A 15838-nucleotide genomic window follows, 5' to 3' on the forward strand; every position below is an offset into this window, starting at 1 on the left:
TAAACGTTTGTATTGAGTTTAATGTTTGCTACTTTAGTAATAAAAAACTAAAACTTAATGAAATATGGGCATTATTAAAGAATTTAAAGAATTTGCAGTTAAGGGAAATGTACTCGATTTAGCTGTGGGTGTAATCATTGGTGCTGCATTTGGCAAAATTGTTAGTTCTCTGGTTGAAGATATAATAACTCCAGCGGTTTTGGGGCCGGCACTAAAAGCAGCAGGACTGGAAGACTTAAGCAAACTTACCATTGCAGGTACCGCGATAAAATATGGGAATTTCCTTTCGCAGGTAATCACCTTTATTATTGTTGCATTCGTTCTTTTCCTTATTATTAAAGGTGCCAATAATTTAAAAAAGAAAGAAGAAGCTGCGCCTTCGGCTCCTCCCGTACCTACAAAAGAAGAAGTGCTTTTAACCGAAATCAGAGATTTATTAAAAGCAAAAGCATAATATCAATAGCCGTCCCAGATGTAAAAAGGGGCGGCTTTTTTGCTTTAATAACTTCTTTTTACACTTGGATCGGTTATAATGATATAATCGCCAAGATTTTTAAATTTTTCCCAATTGGGATTGGCAAAGCTTTCGTCAGAAAATGACGAAATGTTCAGGATTTTTAATTTTGGATTTGATTGTGCAAGTTTTGCTAATGTTCCCAGTTTTTCATCGCTATGGAAACGGCCATTAAGCTGAAAAACCTTAAAGCCTCTGTTTGCCTTAAGAAACTTATTTATAGACCATGCCATGGTCGCATCCCATAAATTTTGCGTTTGGTAAATCTTCATCGAGCCCATGCTGTGGCCACCCAGAGTTTCTGTAAATTTTTCATAATACCTACCCTGAGCCGTATCAATGGGTAAGGGTGGTAAAAAATTAAATGATGTTTTTGGGAAATTTTCTAAAACTTTAAGCCCTCCCATGGTAACGGCATTGCTGTAACGCGCAGCGGCATTTGCAGCAATAACTTTTAGCTTATTTTGTTTGGCGTACTCCATTAAAGGTTTATAATCTTTGTAATTGCCCCAGGCCCTGCCTTCTTTGATAAAGTTCTTTTCTGAAATTAATCCTGCCAGGTATTCGTCTACCTCAGGTTGTACATCGGTATGGAACATTTCTAAAGACAGTACCGTTTTTAATGGATATTTTGAATGAAGTCTTTTAAAAAGCGCTGCTTCCAGATAATGACCTATAGAATCATTATGATCTTCGCCAAAGAATAAAACATCAGCCTTGTCCATATCAGTAACAATATCGTTCATTGAAATGGATTTCTGTTTTTTTACATCGTAAATCTTATAATGGTTACTTATTTCCTGTGCATATAAGCTGGTAGAAATAGCAAAAACAAACATTAATAGTGAAAATTTCATACCATCAAAATAACAAAATAATTTTCACCGATAAAATAAGGGCACTTACCGTCTTTTACCGAGTTCTTGCACCTTGTGTATATTATGATGTATTGTTTATCAATACTTTTGGATTATTAAATATGAACACACATGGATAATCTTAATAAAAACGATAACAACCACATTAAAAACTCAGGACGAGTTTGGAGTGGTTTCATCATAGTCATCATCGGATTTGCATTTCTATTGAACAACATGGGACTAAATATTCCGAGATGGATATTCAGCTGGTCTAATTTTTTAATTGCACTTGGTGTATTTATCGGCGTTCGTCGTAACTTTAAAGGAATAGCCTGGCTAATTTTGATTTTGATCGGCGCTTACAATACCTTAAGTAATATACCTGGGTTAGATCTTGATTTATCTAAATACGCTTTAGGTATTGGTTTGGTTATAGTAGGTGGGTTTTTAATCTTCAGACCAAAGGATGCTTTTGTGTTTAAGAAAAAACCTAAAGATAAGCATAAAGCCGATTTCGATTTTGATACAGCTGCCGATCAGAAGACCACAAATAATAATGATCTTATTGATGTAATGGCCGTTTTTGGGGGAAGTAACCAAACGGTCTACTCTAAAAACTTTCAGGGCGGCGATATTACGGCTGTATTTGGAGGAGCAGATATTGTAATGACTCAGGCTGATTTCCCTGAAACGGTGTCGCTTGATGTAACGGCAGTTTTTGGAGGAATCAAATTAATTGTACCACAAAACTGGGCAATAAAATCGAACGTAACGGCATTATTTGGTAGCGTTGAAGATAAAAGATCGCATGTAATGCCGGTTGCAGAGATGAAAAAAACATTGATTTTAGATGGGACGGCTTTATTTGGAGGGATCGAAATTAAAAGTTTCTAAACATTTATTATAAAACATCGCCTATGAAATGGTTTGCAGTAAATTGTATCTATCAGGTAATTTGTGGTGAGGGAAAACATACGCCCCAGTTTAATGAACAAACGCGTTTAATCCAGGCAGAGGGGATTGCGCAGGCTTTAGATAAAGCCAAATTAAATGCTGTACATTTTAACCCATCTTTTAATAATTGTAATGGTGATAAAGTGGTATGGAAGTTTTTAGGTGTAGGTGGAATATCGGCAGTGGAAGAACTTGCTGATGGTGTAGAAGTAAGTTCCAGGATTGTTGAGCCAAAATCGGTTGCGCAATACCTGGAAAAGCTAGCGCACCGCAATAAATCATTAACTAATCAAAACCATTTTGACAACTAGACCTTTATCCGTTCCGCAAATACAGAAAATATCGCTTACCATAGCAATAGTGTGGACTGTTTTGTGTGGTGCAGGATTGCATTATGTAGTTAATTTTTCCTGGTGGATATCAATAACCGATAGCTTAACCAATAATTTTTTATTGGCTTTGGCCTGCATTGGCATCAGTAACATGCTTGGGTATTACCAGCCAAAAAATGAGCGGATACTGTACGTACTGATCATCACGCTTGCGCTTACTTTTGTGATTATTTTCGCTTCAAAATATGTGGTGCTCTATATTTTTTCTGATTATAAGGAATATAAAGATTTTTATAATTTCTCTTTTGCCTTTAGGGGTTTAATTTCTTTTATGTGTTTAGCCTGGTGTGCTTTGGCTAATATTTTATGGTATAGATTAGAAGAGCAATCAGAAACACACGAAAGACTATCGGCAGCTAAAAGTTTAGCCAAAGAGGCCGAGTTAAATAAGTTAAGACACCAATTACAGCCGCATTTTCTTTTCAATAGCTTAAACTCGGTATTTGCACTTACCATGGTTAATCCGAAAGAGGCAGGCGTAATGATAATGAAATTAGCTTCTTTTCTTCGTGGAACCCTAAAACGTGATGACGAATTGTGGGTTTCGGTAGAAGAGGAAATGGAGTACATCCAATTGTATCTTGATATTGAGAAGGTGAGGTTTAGCCACAGGTTAAATATCGAAGTTAATGTGGCTGAAGATACTTTAAACCTTTGTTTGCCAGGTACACTATTGCAGCCCATTGTAGAGAATGCTATTAAATTCGGACTTTATAACACTTCCGCAGGCATTACCATCAAGATAGATGTTACCGTTGAGTATAATATTTTGCAGATCCGGGTACAAAATCCTTTTGATCCAGAAATGAAGGCTGCCGGAGGAACAGGATTTGGTTTAAGTGCCATTAAACGCAGGTTATATCTGTTATTTGCGAATACCCATCTGTTGCAAACCGATATTGAGGCAAATAATTTATATATTACCACCCTAAAAATTCCACAAAAAAATGATCAGAACAATACTAATTGACGATGAGCCTTTAGCAAGAGATATTGTAAAATATTACCTTTCAGATCATGCAGAAATAGAGATTGTAGCCGAATGTGGTGATGGGTTCGAAGGTTTAAAAGCCATTACCCTGCATAAGCCTGATTTAATTTTTCTGGATATCCAAATGCCTAAAATAAGCGGTTTCGAAATGCTCGAGCTCGTTGAAGATAAACCTGCAGTAATTTTTACTACAGCTTTTGATGAATATGCCATTAAAGCTTTTGAGGTTAATGCAGTAGATTATTTGCTTAAACCCATCGATAAATCGCGCTTTGATGCGGCCATTAAAAAACTGCCGAACAAATTAAATCAAACCGAAAATACGGAGGCTGTTTTGGATGCAGCGGCTTTAAGTCCGGCACAAAACAATAGGGTAGTGGTTAAAAAAGATGGTGTAATTAAAATTATTCCTGTTGCCGATATCAACTATTTAGAGGCTGATGATGATTATGTGAAATTAAGTACTGTTGACGGTGCTTTCTATAAGAATAAAACGATGGCTTATTTCGAACAAACGCTCGATGTGAGCCAGTTTATCCGTATCCATAGGTCATACATCATTAACCTGGCCCAGGTGACCAAAATAGAACTAAAAGAGAAAGATAGTTATGTTGTGTTATTAAAGTCTGATATATGGCTGCCTGTAAGCAAAACCGGCTACGTGAAATTGAAAGCCGCGTTGGGCTTGTAATTTACCCTTCGAATGAATCTATCGGTTGGTGTCTCACCGACCGAAATGATATTACTGAGTTTTTTGTTGGTTGATGAGATGGCAACTGATAGGGAAAATGAAGATCTTTTTTGGAAAGCAATTGAGTGCTAAAATTATTGTTGGCCCTGCTTTCCGTTACAATCTTTTTGCCCTTCGACTACGCTACCATTGACAGACCTCCCTAGAAAGGTCGTCATTGCGAGGCACGAAGATAACCGAACAGAGTGAGCTCATGAATGCCTTTAAAAGCAACTGCAAAAATGAATAATCTTAATGCGCACGCTAGTAGCGATCGTTGTAAGATTGCTTCGTCGGCTGAAAAAGCCTTCTCGCAATGACGATACTTGGAGGGGATTTAATCTCTTAAATTCTCCTGTCATTAATATTGATTTTATAAAATAAATTAACCCTCAGGATGACATTGCATCGGATAGATCATGGGTGGAAAAAAAATATTTATATTTCGTTCTGTAGGAGGTTTGGTGAAATAATAAAACATACAAGCACATATTTTAAGTACCCACTGGGCATCTTTTTCAAAAGAATTATTACATTTGCACTTAAATAGAAAAAATAATAATTAATCACTCTTGCATTTGTAGAGAAATCGCTTTATATTTGCACCTCTTAATTTTACAATAGATAATATACAGTCATGAAAAGAACATACCAACCTTCGCAAAGAAAGAGAAGAAACAAACACGGCTTCCGCGAAAGAATGGCAACAGCTAACGGCAGACGAGTATTAGCATCACGTCGTGCTAAAGGAAGAAAAAGATTAACGGTTTCTGACGAACGCAAGCATAAAGCATAATTTTTGATTGCTTTTCCGTTAATTCGGGATCGGCAGATCAAAATCTGCAGTTATCAATCAAAAATATATGTACACATTCAGGAAAGAAGAACGGTTATGCAGCAGGAAACATTTAGACCTGTTGTTTAAAAACGGTTCTTCTTTTTTATTATACCCCTTCCGGATTTCTTATCTTTTTGTCGATCAACCGGCTGATGTGCAAGCGCAGGTGGTAATCAACGTTCCTAAAAAAAGATATAAACGGGCAGTAGATCGCAATCTGCTCAAGCGCCGCATACGCGAAGCTTATCGCCTAAATAAACAAGATAAATTATATTTGCCTTTACCTAATGATAGGGGATTGCTTTTGATTTCTATTCAGTTTGTGGGTAAAGAAAAATATGATTTTGCCTTTATCGAGAAAAAACTGATTGCTACTTTTAAACGTTTTCAAAATTTAATCCAGCCAAATGAAATTCATCAATAAAATTTTCGGATGGTTTTTTTTAGGTTTAATCAAGGTGTATCAATATGCCATTTCGCCAATGCTGGGTGCAAATTGCAGGTTTACGCCAACTTGCTCGCAGTATGGGATAGAAGCCATTAAAAAGCACGGCCCATTTAAAGGTGGCTGGATGGCACTGAAGCGCATTGGTCGTTGTCATCCATGGGGCAAACATGGTCACGATCCTGTTCCTTAGATGGGTTTATTAGTTCAGTTGTTCATTAGTCATTAGTTCATACTACATTCGTCGTTTCGAGGCAGGGGATATGAGCGAGCTGAAGAATCTTTTAGATTGTAAGTTGGTTAAATTGAGTCGAAATTCGAGTAAAGATCCTTCGACTACGCTACCATTGACGTTATTTTACAAGACTTTATTAATCAATCTTTTAACAGATTTTGTATTTCCGCCCAACTAGGCCGCAGCACCGTATCCCCGTTCTACTTAAACCCAGCCTAACAAATTTTTCGGGCCGCACTCCTCAAGCCAACCCACTAGCTTCGAAAGAAAAATTTTCAGCCGGCATTTTTTGTTTCTTTTTGATGCCAAAAAGAAAGAGCCCTTCGGCGGCGGTGAGCCGAGGCAAGATCGTGACGTATGGCAAAAGACATCAATTGTACGTCACTCATGTTGATTTTAAACAATTAATTAACCCTCAGGATGACACACCACGATGGATAATTGCCCCAGTTAATTGTTTAAATCGGTTAATTGACTCCAAACGCCAAACTCTCAACTCTAAACTTATCTTCTCTTTCATTTTTACTTATCTTTGCGCAATGGCTAAAATACTTCAAATAGAAACGGCTACTGCAATTTGTTCTGTAGCGCTATCTATCAACGGCGAAACGATTTCATTTAAAGAAGAAAAAGGACAAAACCTACATGCTGCTAATTTAACCCTGTTTATTGATGAGGTGCTTAAAACGGCAGGCGTAAGCTATCAGGAATTGGATGCTGTTGCGGTAAGTAAAGGCCCAGGGTCTTATACAGGGCTTCGAATTGGTGTTTCTACGGCAAAAGGACTCTGTTATGCGCTAGATAAGCCATTAATCGCTATTGAAACGCTAGAGATGATGGCTGCAGGTTTCTTAATTGAAAATCCTGATTATTTTGGTTTAATCTGTCCAATGATCGATGCCCGCAGAATGGAAGTGTATACCTCAATTTTCGACCGTTCTCTAAACGTAATCACGCCAACTGAAGCAAAAATTATTGATGAAACAAGTTTCACTGATTATCTTTCACCGCAAACTGTTACTTTTTTAGGCGATGGAGCAGCCAAGTGCGCTGAAGTTTTAACACACCAAAATGCAAAGTTTGATGAGGCTAATTTCAATGCTGCAACATACATGTCGCGGTTAGCTAACAAAGCTTTCAGCAACGGTAAATTTGAAGATGTAGCCTATTTCGAACCTTTTTACCTGAAAGATTTTGTCGTTACGCAATCTAAAAAACAACAAGCACAGGGCTAAGTCGGTTATCTTCTTTTAAAGATCGAAAACAAACTTTTAAAAAAACTTCCGCCTTCATTATCATTTATGCCAGGTATTACATCGGCAAACTGCGGATGGTTAACCACGTTACCGAATTTAATGCCCACACCCATATAAAAAGAAGCGCCATTTGGACCGCTGCCTACCGTAGCATCATTTTTAATCATGCCCATGGTTTGGAAACTGGTAGCCATTAAATTGTCGGTGCCTATAAATAATTCGAAATTCGGAGTTTGGTATTTTGCCTGCAGTCCAACCATAAAAACACCGTTTAAGTTATACAATGGGGTAATACTTCCCGAAAAATCATTAGCAATAAAAGTATTTACAAAAGCAATATCTCCACCTTTGTAAAACAGATTTTTCGAAACGGCCAACCCTGGTTTGTAAAATCCATAGCGTTTAGATAGATAAATATCCAGTTTGGCATTGGTAGGTGCTAAAAACTTTTTGCTCTGTTCAGAAAGCAGAAAAATGTCCTTTATTTCCTGGTTGGTATTAGATTGATCCTCTAGATTTTCAATTATTTTAGATTGATTTATCGTAGTGCGCTGTGTGTTGCTCCGCCACCAGATAAAACCTAAATCTTTAATATTGGCCATTAAAAACAAGCCTTTTTTAGTGGTATAATTCGTTCCAAAACTTAATGATACGCCAGGATTTTTAAAATTGGGAAAGAAGTTTTTCTTGTTTACCTCGTCAAAATCAGAAAAATTGCTCGAGTAGTTACCATTCAGTCCGATCAATAATGCAGAAGCAGCTGGATCAATAAATAAATAAGAATCAGCTATATCGAGTTTGTTGTATAAAATTCCGCTCAATAAACTCGCCTTTAGCCCAAAAGCAAGCCTCTTGTCCCAGTTTTCCCTGTAGGTAAAGCTAAACTGATGGTAACTTTGTTCATACCCTTTAGAATCGAATATTCCGGTATATTGCTGTCCTTTGTTAAATCTTTCAAAAGAATCGAAAATAGCAAGACTTTCATTTGTGTAATCTATATGTGCATCAGACCTGATCTGCCACGAAAAACCCATCTCCTTTTGATACTTATAAGATTTGAAAAGTCTGAATGCAGCTACATAAATATTGCTGTTTTCGAAAAAATGGTTCACTTCTCCGGTACCAATCGGTAAACTTCTTGTATCAAAAACACCTTCCTGTGTTAATTTTCTTATCGCAAATTTAGAGCTTCCTTTGTTAATGGCATTTGTTCCAAAATAGGGCAGGAAAAAATTGGAAGAAAATCTTCGCGATGAATCCAGGGTGAAAGATTTTTGAGATGGGTTTTCGAAGGCATCAAACATTGTTTTGGTGCCAAAAAGTGCATATTGTTGTGCATTTGCAACCCCGAAGCTGGCTAATGCCAGTAACGCAAGTAAAAGTTTCTTCATGTAAAATAGTTTTTCTGGGCTTGTTTCCTTATTAACGGTTACTTAACGAATCTGGTATTTCTGGCTTTAAATATTTGTTTAAAAGCAAGTTAGTGATAAACTTGTTTTTGTCTGCACTCATTTGGTAATAAAAAGTATCGAAATTTTTTAAACCGCTATCGGCCCTCAAATGTTTATAAAATGGAAGCTGAATATTGTTCCTGAAAATATCTGCCGAATTTTTGGTGTTGATGTAATAACTCACATTCGAAGTAGTTGAAATCTGGTTTACTGCATCTAAATATTGTGGGGTCTGTATTAAGAGCCTGTTATGCTTATAATCATTTAAAAATGATTGAACTGTACTCGCATTATTGGCCACAACCAAGTTATTATCTACAATAGTATAATATGGCCTGCTGAATTTTTTAAATGGTTCGCCAAAGTAACTATATAGGATATCAGACGATTTAAAGAGCTTAATCTCTTCATTGTAATCTGCACTTACATCAAGCAACAACTGTTTTACTTTTTCCCCATCTGATAATATAATTGCACCCAGTTTTTCGCTGGTGCTTAACTGAAAAAGAATAAATTGATTTTTAGTATAAGTAGTAAAAATCAGATTTAAATCTGTTCTGTATTCATCTTTTACCTTTTTTATTACCGCATTGGTTTTGGGAAGTATTTTCGTTTGTTCCTGCCAACCATTCAACTTTTTGAGCCATTTACCGTAATCATCATAGGCATAAAGTGCATAGTTTGCTGTATTATCAGGCAGGATATTTTGGATAGATGTATTTTGTGCAGTGGTATTTTCGAATAGTTTAAGGTAGTTATACTGATCTTTTAACTCTGTATTGCCGCTGAAAAGGATTTTTTCTTTACTGAAATTATAATTAAGCACGGCAAAACTGTTCTGTTTATTAAAAATTGAAATTTCTCCATTAATGTTGCCGGCTATAATATTTTTGAGTAGTAAGGGCGCCTGGTTAAAATTGATATAAACATGGGTGAGCACATTTTTAATTTGACGGTTATTCTGCTTAATATATTCGGTAAAGGGATTTTCTGTTAAACGTACATTGGCATCATTGATCAGTTTGAGCGATGTTGAAGCTGTTAATACCTGGTCATGAACGCCTAAATAAACCGATAAGCTGTCATTGAGCTTCACCGTGTATAGGTCTTTAGCCTTTTCGCTAATCGCTTTTTTTAATTTTAACTGTTCGTAAAATTTTTTGATGTCATTATCACGTTGTATCTGTACGGTGATTAAGAAGTTCAGGGTTTTGTTCGAGTCGGGCAGTACACTAATATAAACCTGCTGATCTTTCAGGTATCTGTTTAGCAGATTATCGTCGATGATACTTGTTTTTAGCTGTTTTAACAGGTTCATTTTATCCTTCCCTAAAACCTGTTGGATAAGCTGTTGCCCTTCAATGATGTCGTAAAAACCTTTATCGTTCTGAAAAGAAAATACCAATGCGGCATTATTGGTTGCCGATTGCAGCGCCAGATCTTTCGCATCATTATCAATTCCCAATTTCGAAAAATAGACGTAGGCCATAAAGGCTACACCTAAAAATAATGCACTTATTAGAATTACGATTTTTTTCATCTGCTGTGCAACAAATTTAATTTATTACATTGATTAGTGAGAAGTTCTTTGTCAATTTATTAATTTAGCGATTGCTACTAGCAAATAACTATGAATAAACGAATAATCCTTACTGCTTCTTTTTTTGGTGCTGTTGCTGTTCTGCTGGGTGCATTTGGTGCTCATGGCCTAAAGGCCCTAATTGATGGGCCATCATTAGAAATTTGGCAAAAAGGTGTTGATTATCAGTTCTATCATACATTTGCACTATTGTACCTTTCTACCTTTGCACGTTACAGAAACAAGCTCATTAATATCGCTTATTTCTGCTTCACGTTTGGGATTATCCTTTTTTCAGGGTCGTTATATTTATTGGCTACCCGAAGCATATCGCATTTAGGATTTACTGAATTTATTGGTCCAATAACGCCAATTGGTGGGCTTTTATTTGTATTGGGATGGATAATGCTCTTTTTTGCAGCATTTAAAGATAAATAATGAATACTTTCGAAAATGATATTTTTGCAGAAAGAGAAACACTTTTTGTTGAAGTTATTTTGCCATTATCTTTGGCGAAAAACTATACTTATCGGGTACCTTTCGATTTAAACGATCAGGTTGCCGTCGGAAAACGTGTGGTTGTTCAGTTTGGAAAGCATAAAATTTATACCGCTTTAATTAGCGGCATCAGCACTGTACCCCCAACGGTTTATGAGGCAAAATATATTATCGATGTAGTAGATACTGAGCCTGTAATTACACCCATGCAGCTTAAATTCTGGACATGGATGACCAATTATTACATGTGCAATGAAGGTGATGTAATGGCGGCTGCTTTGCCAGCAAGTTTAAAACTGGCCAGCGAAACGATCTTGATTCTTCGCGAAGATTACAATGAAGATACCGAACTTACCGATAAGGAAGAAATCATTATCAATGCACTGAAACAGCAACAGAAACTTACTGTTAATGATGTTTCCAAGCTCCTTGGACAGAAAACAGTATATCCGATCATCAATCATTTGCTCGATAAAGAATTGATTCTCGTAGCTGAGGAGGTGGTGCAAAAATATAAACCTTTACTTAAATCGTTCATCATATTAAATGATTTTTATAGTGATGAAGAAAATCTGAAACAGCTTTTTAATGTTTTGGATAGGGCACCTAAACAATTAGACGCTTTATTGGCTTACCTGAAACTGCAAAAATCAAATCTTCCGATCTCTAAAGAGCAGCTTTTAGAGGAAAGTAATTGTGGACCAGCAGCATTAAAAGCTTTAACCGACAAAGATATTTTTGTGGTGATGAAAAGGCCGGTTAGTCGCCTGGCCGCTCACGATGAAGAATTCAGTGTGAATTTCGAACTGAACGAAGGGCAACAGAAGGCATTGAGTCAGATTAATCAATATTTTGAAGAGAAGGAGGTGGTTTTGCTGCATGGTGTTACCGCATCTGGAAAAACACAGGTTTATATCAAGCTGATTGAAAAGATTATTCAAGATACAGATGGTCAGGTATTGTTCCTGTTGCCCGAAATTGCCTTAACGACACAGATTGTAGAACGGATTAAGCGTTATTTTGGAAATTCGATCGGGGTGTACCATTCTAAATTCAATAATAGCGAAAGGGTAGAAATCTGGAATAAAGTGCGGACAGGCGCCTACAAGGTAATTCTTGGTGCTCGCTCAGCCGTTTTTCTTCCTTTTCAACACCTTAAATTAATTGTTGTTGATGAGGAACACGAACCATCTTACAAACAATACGATCCTGCACCACGCTACCAGGCAAGAGATGCGGCCATTTATTTAGGTTATCTGCATCAGGCCAAAGTGGTTTTAGGCTCTGCCACACCATCACTTGAGAGTTATTATAATGCCTTACAAGGTAAATATGGACTTGTAGAGATGAAGGAACGTTTCGGTGGTGTTCAGCTTCCAAACCAGCAGGTGGTAAGTATTTCGGAAGAAACGAAGAAAAAAACAATGAGCTCGTATTTTTCGAGTGTCTTGATCAAAGATATCGACCTAGCGCTTTCTAAAAAGGAACAGATTGTGTTATTTCAGAATAGAAGAGGATACGCTACTATCCTGATCTGTGCTACCTGTGGTTATACTCCAAAATGTGTAAACTGCGATGTAAGTTTAACCTATCATAAAAGCAGTGGTAAATTACATTGCCATTATTGTGGCTATCAACAAAGTAGCGTAAATATCTGTCCGGCCTGTGGTTCGGTGCATGTAGAGCAAAAAGGATTTGGTACTGAGCGTATTGAAGAAGAACTCAGGTTGCTTTATCCTGAAGTTACCATTGCCCGGTTGGACATGGATAGTACAAGGACAAAAAATGGGCTCCAACAGATCTTAAACGATTTTCAAGAAAAGAAAACCGACATTTTAATCGGCACACAAATGGTAGCTAAAGGGCTGGACTTCGATAACCTGAACCTTATTGGGGTAATTAATGCCGATACGCTTTTAGGTTATCCTGATTTCCGTGCCTACGAAAGGAGTTTCCAGTTATTGGCGCAGGTTGCAGGTAGGGCAGGGAGAAGGGCTGATCAAGGGAATGTCTGTATTCAGACTTATGATGCCGAAAACCGTATTATCAAGCAAGTGGTAAACAACGATTATGAAGGCATGTACAACGACGAAATCGTAGAACGGGAAAAATTTTTATATCCGCCTTTTTCCAGAATGATATTCTTGTATGTAAAACATAAAGATTCTCATGTACTGGATCATGCGGCATTCACGCTTGCAAATATCCTTAAAGGAAAATTTGGCAAACGGGTTTTAGGTCCAGAGCAACCTCTGGTAAGTCGTGTTCGCAATCTTTATATCAAACAGATCATTATCAAGGCTGATAAGCATACTGCCATTCAAAAAGTTAAAGATGCATTGAGAGAAACCCTGACTCAATTTAACGCTACCAAAGAATTTAAAGGCATTTTTACTCAAATAGATGTGGATCCGTATTAGAAATGAGTGAATGACTGAATTTTGAATGATTGGATGGGTTTGTTCAATCTCTCATTCAATAATTCGCTCATTCAATCCTTCTCAGATGTGGATAATGTATCATTCTCTAACTCAGGTAATCATTATTTAATAACCCAATAATTGAAACAATCTCTCATTTAATCATTGTATCCCCCGTTAAAAAAAGCTAATTTTGAAGCTCATGGCGTATAAATTTGTTGATAATTACCGGGAACGTGGAGCGAGAAAAAAACTGGTTGAGTTGTTAAAATCTCGCGGAATTGAAGATGAAAATGTGTTAACAGCCATAGGTAAAGTTCCACGTCATTTCTTTTTTGATGAAACTTTTTGGAACCAAGCCTACAAAGATATTGCTTTTCCAATAGGTGATGGGCAAACTATATCCCAGCCTTATACGGTTGCTTACCAAAGTGAACTGCTACACATTAAAAAAGGAGATAAGGTACTCGAGATCGGAACGGGTTCAGGCTATCAAACCTGTATTTTAATGGAACTGGGCGCAAATGTTTTTACCATCGAAAGACAAGAGAATATCTACAACAGAACCATTCAGGTTTTACCCGGAATGGGCTACCGGCCTACTTTTTACTGTGGTGATGGCTCGAAAGGAATTGCTGCTCATGCACCGTACGACAAAATAATCGTTACCGCTGGTGCTCCTTTGGTTCCAGAAATCTTATTAAAGCAATTAAAAATAGGTGGCATTCTGGTCATTCCGGTAGGAGATGAGAAAACCCAGAAAATGGTTACTGTCATCCGCGTAAGCGAAACCGACTACGAAAAAATTGTGTTGGATACCTTTAGGTTTGTGCCTTTAGTGGGCGACCAAGCGTGGTAAACAAGTTTGGAGATAGGAGTTTAAGTAAAAATTAAACTCCTAATTTTAAATGTGCAGTCAGATGTTACCATCTGACTAATAAGTATATTAAGAAAAGATTGACTATTAGGTGAATAAAGCGCAAAAATAGATTTAGTGTCAGATAAGAATATCTGACACCACGAAAAATAGCTCCAAACTCTAAACCCTCAACTCCAAACTAACCTATCTCTTCATCGCTCTATCTAACTCACGTTTGGTATCTCTATCTTTAATGCTATCGCGTTTGTCGAATTCTTTTTTACCTTGAGCCAGTGCAATTTCTATTTTAGCGAAACCTCTTTCGTTGATAAAAATGCGCAATGGAACTATGGTATAACCTTTTTCTTCGCCTTTAAGCTTTAATTTTCTAATTTCTTTCTTCTGCAGTAATAAGGCGCGGTCGCGTTTAATATCGTGATGATAGAAAGAACTGTGTGAGTATTCCGAAACATGAAGGTTGCGTACATAAAGGTTCCCCCCAATAAACATGCAAAATGCATCGGTCATATTGGCTTTACCTTGTCTGATTGCTTTTATTTCAGTTCCTAAAAGGGCAATCCCTGCTACGTATTTATCTAAAAGATTGTAGTCGAAATATGCTCTTTTATTCTTTATGTTGATGTCGTTTTTCAAAATTGTAATAAAGTATATGTTGTTGTAATATTCGGCAATGGCATAAAATATATATGCCGGATTGCAAATATCCTAAAAATTGATGTGATAATTTAGTTTTAATCACATTAAGTTAAGGCTTGTAGCGGTCACAGTTTATTTTTTACGCAAACTGCAATATTTTTTAGGGTCTTATGATTTGGAAATGTATGGACAGTTCTTTTGGCAGCCTCAGTCCTGCTTTTGCTCCAACAAAAGCAGAAAAAGCTTTTGGTTTCCGCGTCAATCAGGTTTATTTAAGATGGGCCCGTGCAAGAGACTCAAGCCCTTCATCCCGCCCATAGATAAGAATGGCCCCTGCTTAGCCCTTTCATCCGCCAACCAGGCTCTTGTTTTATGGGAGAAGTGGTAAGAGGTCGTCATTTCGAGCGAAGTGCAACGCAGTCGAGAACCCGAAGGCTCAGCGAAGCTAAATCTGTCTCGATAGATCTCTCTCCCGAAAGTTCGGGACTGCGCTTCAGTCGAGATGACGACGATTTTTAAACTAAAACCCCAGGTTAGGAATCAATAAAAATGTTCATCTGTTTGTAAAAGCTAAGGATATATTATTATGTTCGTATTTATTCGTTTAAGTTTGGACTTTAAATCTCAAAAATGAAATTCAGGAACCTACTTTTAATCTTATTGTTAACCGTTACTTTTCAGGTAAAAGCACAGCAACCTACTTTATTGCCACAATTCACTTTTTACAAACTGGATGGAAAACCATTTTCAAATAATGATATTAAACAGGGAAAAAAGAACCTTTTTATCTTATTTGATTGTACTTGTGAGCATTGCCAGAGGGAAAGTAAAAACCTGAACACCAATTACGCCAAGTTTAAAGATGTTAATATTTACATGATTACCATGGATGAGGGCTATATCATTCCGCAGTTTTTCAATTCTTACGCCAAAGGTTTAAACACCAAGCCCAATGTATTGGTATTGCAGGACAAAAAACGCATGTTTATCCCAACCTTTTTGCCAAAACAATACCCATCAATGTACTTATATTCTTCAACTGGTAAATTGCTGATGTACCAATCGGGAGATGGTGGCGTAAAAAAGCTAATGACGGTAGTAGGTAAATAATCTTATTTTTTAGCCACAGATTATACTGATAAGCACGGATTTTGATATC

The 15838-nt window shown here is 37.0% G+C and carries 17 protein-coding genes; 13 read left to right on the forward strand and 4 right to left on the reverse strand.

Features of this window, described 5'->3' with window-relative positions:
- Window positions 1-64 precede the first annotated feature (64 nt).
- On the forward strand, window positions 65-454 hold the full coding sequence (gene mscL / locus LQ227_RS21410) for a large-conductance mechanosensitive channel protein MscL (RefSeq protein WP_230146060.1): 390 nt from the start codon (window positions 65-67) through the stop codon (window positions 452-454).
- A 44-nt stretch (window positions 455-498) separates the two neighbouring features.
- Here mscL and LQ227_RS21415 read toward each other — a convergent pair whose 3' ends face one another.
- Entirely contained in the window at window positions 499-1371 is an 873-nt protein-coding gene (locus tag LQ227_RS21415) for a ChaN family lipoprotein (protein ID WP_230146059.1), read from the reverse strand.
- Window positions 1372-1503: 132 nt separating this feature from the next.
- Between LQ227_RS21415 and LQ227_RS21420 the strand changes: the two genes are divergently transcribed.
- The 8 genes from LQ227_RS21420 (at window position 1504) to tsaB (ending at window position 7194) form a co-directional block, all read left to right on the forward strand.
- Window positions 1504-2268: a LiaF domain-containing protein gene (locus LQ227_RS21420; RefSeq protein ID WP_230146058.1), complete on the forward strand. Its 765-nt coding sequence runs from the start codon at window positions 1504-1506 to the stop codon at window positions 2266-2268.
- A gap of 23 nt (window positions 2269-2291) precedes the next feature.
- Entirely contained in the window at window positions 2292-2639 is a 348-nt protein-coding gene (locus LQ227_RS21425; protein ID WP_230146057.1) for a DUF4288 domain-containing protein, read from the forward strand.
- Window positions 2629-3690: a sensor histidine kinase gene (locus LQ227_RS21430; RefSeq protein WP_230146056.1), complete on the forward strand. Its 1062-nt coding sequence runs from the start codon at window positions 2629-2631 to the stop codon at window positions 3688-3690. The genes LQ227_RS21425 and LQ227_RS21430 overlap by 11 nt, the downstream gene beginning before the upstream one ends.
- Entirely contained in the window at window positions 3668-4402 is a 735-nt protein-coding gene (locus LQ227_RS21435) for a LytTR family DNA-binding domain-containing protein (protein ID WP_029280416.1), read from the forward strand. The genes LQ227_RS21430 and LQ227_RS21435 overlap by 23 nt, the downstream gene beginning before the upstream one ends.
- A gap of 676 nt (window positions 4403-5078) precedes the next feature.
- The gene (gene rpmH / locus LQ227_RS21440; RefSeq protein WP_010601723.1) at window positions 5079-5237 is read left to right on the forward strand and encodes a 50S ribosomal protein L34; all 159 of its coding nucleotides are present in this window, start codon (window positions 5079-5081) and stop codon (window positions 5235-5237) included.
- 67 nt (window positions 5238-5304) lie between these two features.
- Complete coding sequence (locus tag LQ227_RS21445) at window positions 5305-5703, forward strand: ribonuclease P protein component (RefSeq protein ID WP_230146055.1); 399 nt, start codon at window positions 5305-5307, stop codon at window positions 5701-5703.
- Window positions 5687-5917, forward strand: coding sequence for a membrane protein insertion efficiency factor YidD (yidD, locus tag LQ227_RS21450; RefSeq protein ID WP_215128375.1), 231 nt, complete (start codon window positions 5687-5689; stop codon window positions 5915-5917). Before LQ227_RS21445 ends, yidD begins: the two co-directional genes overlap by 17 nt.
- Before the next feature lie 581 nt (window positions 5918-6498).
- Entirely contained in the window at window positions 6499-7194 is a 696-nt protein-coding gene (gene tsaB, locus LQ227_RS21455) for a tRNA (adenosine(37)-N6)-threonylcarbamoyltransferase complex dimerization subunit type 1 TsaB (protein WP_230151016.1), read from the forward strand.
- A gap of 5 nt (window positions 7195-7199) precedes the next feature.
- Here the strand turns inward: tsaB and LQ227_RS21460 are convergent, their stop codons facing one another.
- Together LQ227_RS21460 and LQ227_RS21465 are read right to left on the reverse strand one after the other, a co-directional pair.
- Window positions 7200-8606, reverse strand: a complete 1407-nt coding sequence (locus tag LQ227_RS21460; protein WP_230146053.1) for a DUF5723 family protein — start codon at window positions 8604-8606, stop codon at window positions 7200-7202.
- Between the two features lie 31 nt (window positions 8607-8637).
- Window positions 8638-10206, reverse strand: a complete 1569-nt coding sequence (locus tag LQ227_RS21465; RefSeq protein WP_230146052.1) for a hypothetical protein — start codon at window positions 10204-10206, stop codon at window positions 8638-8640.
- A gap of 90 nt (window positions 10207-10296) precedes the next feature.
- On the opposite strand from LQ227_RS21465, the gene LQ227_RS21470 reads away from it, so the two are divergent.
- From LQ227_RS21470 to LQ227_RS21480, 3 genes are all read left to right on the forward strand, one after another.
- On the forward strand, window positions 10297-10683 hold the full coding sequence (locus tag LQ227_RS21470; protein WP_029279875.1) for a DUF423 domain-containing protein: 387 nt from the start codon (window positions 10297-10299) through the stop codon (window positions 10681-10683).
- Window positions 10683-13163 carry a primosomal protein N' gene (gene priA, locus LQ227_RS21475; protein ID WP_230151018.1) on the forward strand — a complete coding sequence of 827 codons (2481 nt, stop codon included), beginning with the start codon at window positions 10683-10685 and terminating at the stop codon, window positions 13161-13163. The genes LQ227_RS21470 and priA overlap by 1 nt, the downstream gene beginning before the upstream one ends.
- A gap of 202 nt (window positions 13164-13365) precedes the next feature.
- Window positions 13366-14022 (forward strand): protein-L-isoaspartate(D-aspartate) O-methyltransferase, encoded by a 657-nt coding sequence (locus LQ227_RS21480; RefSeq protein ID WP_029279871.1) that lies wholly within the window; start codon window positions 13366-13368, stop codon window positions 14020-14022.
- Between the two features lie 204 nt (window positions 14023-14226).
- Here the strand turns inward: LQ227_RS21480 and smpB are convergent, their stop codons facing one another.
- Complete coding sequence (smpB, locus tag LQ227_RS21485) at window positions 14227-14676, reverse strand: SsrA-binding protein (protein WP_208745894.1); 450 nt, start codon at window positions 14674-14676, stop codon at window positions 14227-14229.
- Between the two features lie 633 nt (window positions 14677-15309).
- Here smpB and LQ227_RS21490 point away from each other — a divergent pair.
- Window positions 15310-15789, forward strand: coding sequence for a redoxin domain-containing protein (locus tag LQ227_RS21490; RefSeq protein ID WP_230146050.1), 480 nt, complete (start codon window positions 15310-15312; stop codon window positions 15787-15789).
- Window positions 15790-15838 lie beyond the last annotated feature (49 nt).

Origin of the sequence: Pedobacter sp. Bi27 (assembly GCF_918698255.1) — a bacterium.
GTDB lineage: Bacteria > Bacteroidota > Bacteroidia > Sphingobacteriales > Sphingobacteriaceae > Pedobacter.

Bases quoted from the DNA above. Each gene is read 5' to 3' on its own strand.
- mscL (WP_230146060.1), top strand. From the start codon at position 65: ATGGGCATTATTAAAGAATTTAAAGAATTTGCAGTTAAGGGAAATGTA.
- LQ227_RS21415 (WP_230146059.1), bottom strand. From the start codon at position 1,371: ATGAAATTTTCACTATTAATGTTTGTTTTTGCTATTTCTACCAGCTTA.
- LQ227_RS21420 (WP_230146058.1), top strand. From the start codon at position 1,504: ATGGATAATCTTAATAAAAACGATAACAACCACATTAAAAACTCAGGA.
- LQ227_RS21425 (WP_230146057.1), top strand. From the start codon at position 2,292: ATGAAATGGTTTGCAGTAAATTGTATCTATCAGGTAATTTGTGGTGAG.
- LQ227_RS21435 (WP_029280416.1), top strand. From the start codon at position 3,668: ATGATCAGAACAATACTAATTGACGATGAGCCTTTAGCAAGAGATATT.
- rpmH (WP_010601723.1), top strand. From the start codon at position 5,079: ATGAAAAGAACATACCAACCTTCGCAAAGAAAGAGAAGAAACAAACAC.
- LQ227_RS21445 (WP_230146055.1), top strand. From the start codon at position 5,305: ATGTACACATTCAGGAAAGAAGAACGGTTATGCAGCAGGAAACATTTA.
- yidD (WP_215128375.1), top strand. From the start codon at position 5,687: ATGAAATTCATCAATAAAATTTTCGGATGGTTTTTTTTAGGTTTAATC.
- tsaB (WP_230151016.1), top strand. From the start codon at position 6,499: ATGGCTAAAATACTTCAAATAGAAACGGCTACTGCAATTTGTTCTGTA.
- LQ227_RS21460 (WP_230146053.1), bottom strand. From the start codon at position 8,606: ATGAAGAAACTTTTACTTGCGTTACTGGCATTAGCCAGCTTCGGGGTT.
- LQ227_RS21465 (WP_230146052.1), bottom strand. From the start codon at position 10,206: ATGAAAAAAATCGTAATTCTAATAAGTGCATTATTTTTAGGTGTAGCC.
- LQ227_RS21470 (WP_029279875.1), top strand. From the start codon at position 10,297: ATGAATAAACGAATAATCCTTACTGCTTCTTTTTTTGGTGCTGTTGCT.
- priA (WP_230151018.1), top strand. From the start codon at position 10,683: ATGAATACTTTCGAAAATGATATTTTTGCAGAAAGAGAAACACTTTTT.
- LQ227_RS21480 (WP_029279871.1), top strand. From the start codon at position 13,366: ATGGCGTATAAATTTGTTGATAATTACCGGGAACGTGGAGCGAGAAAA.
- LQ227_RS21490 (WP_230146050.1), top strand. From the start codon at position 15,310: ATGAAATTCAGGAACCTACTTTTAATCTTATTGTTAACCGTTACTTTT.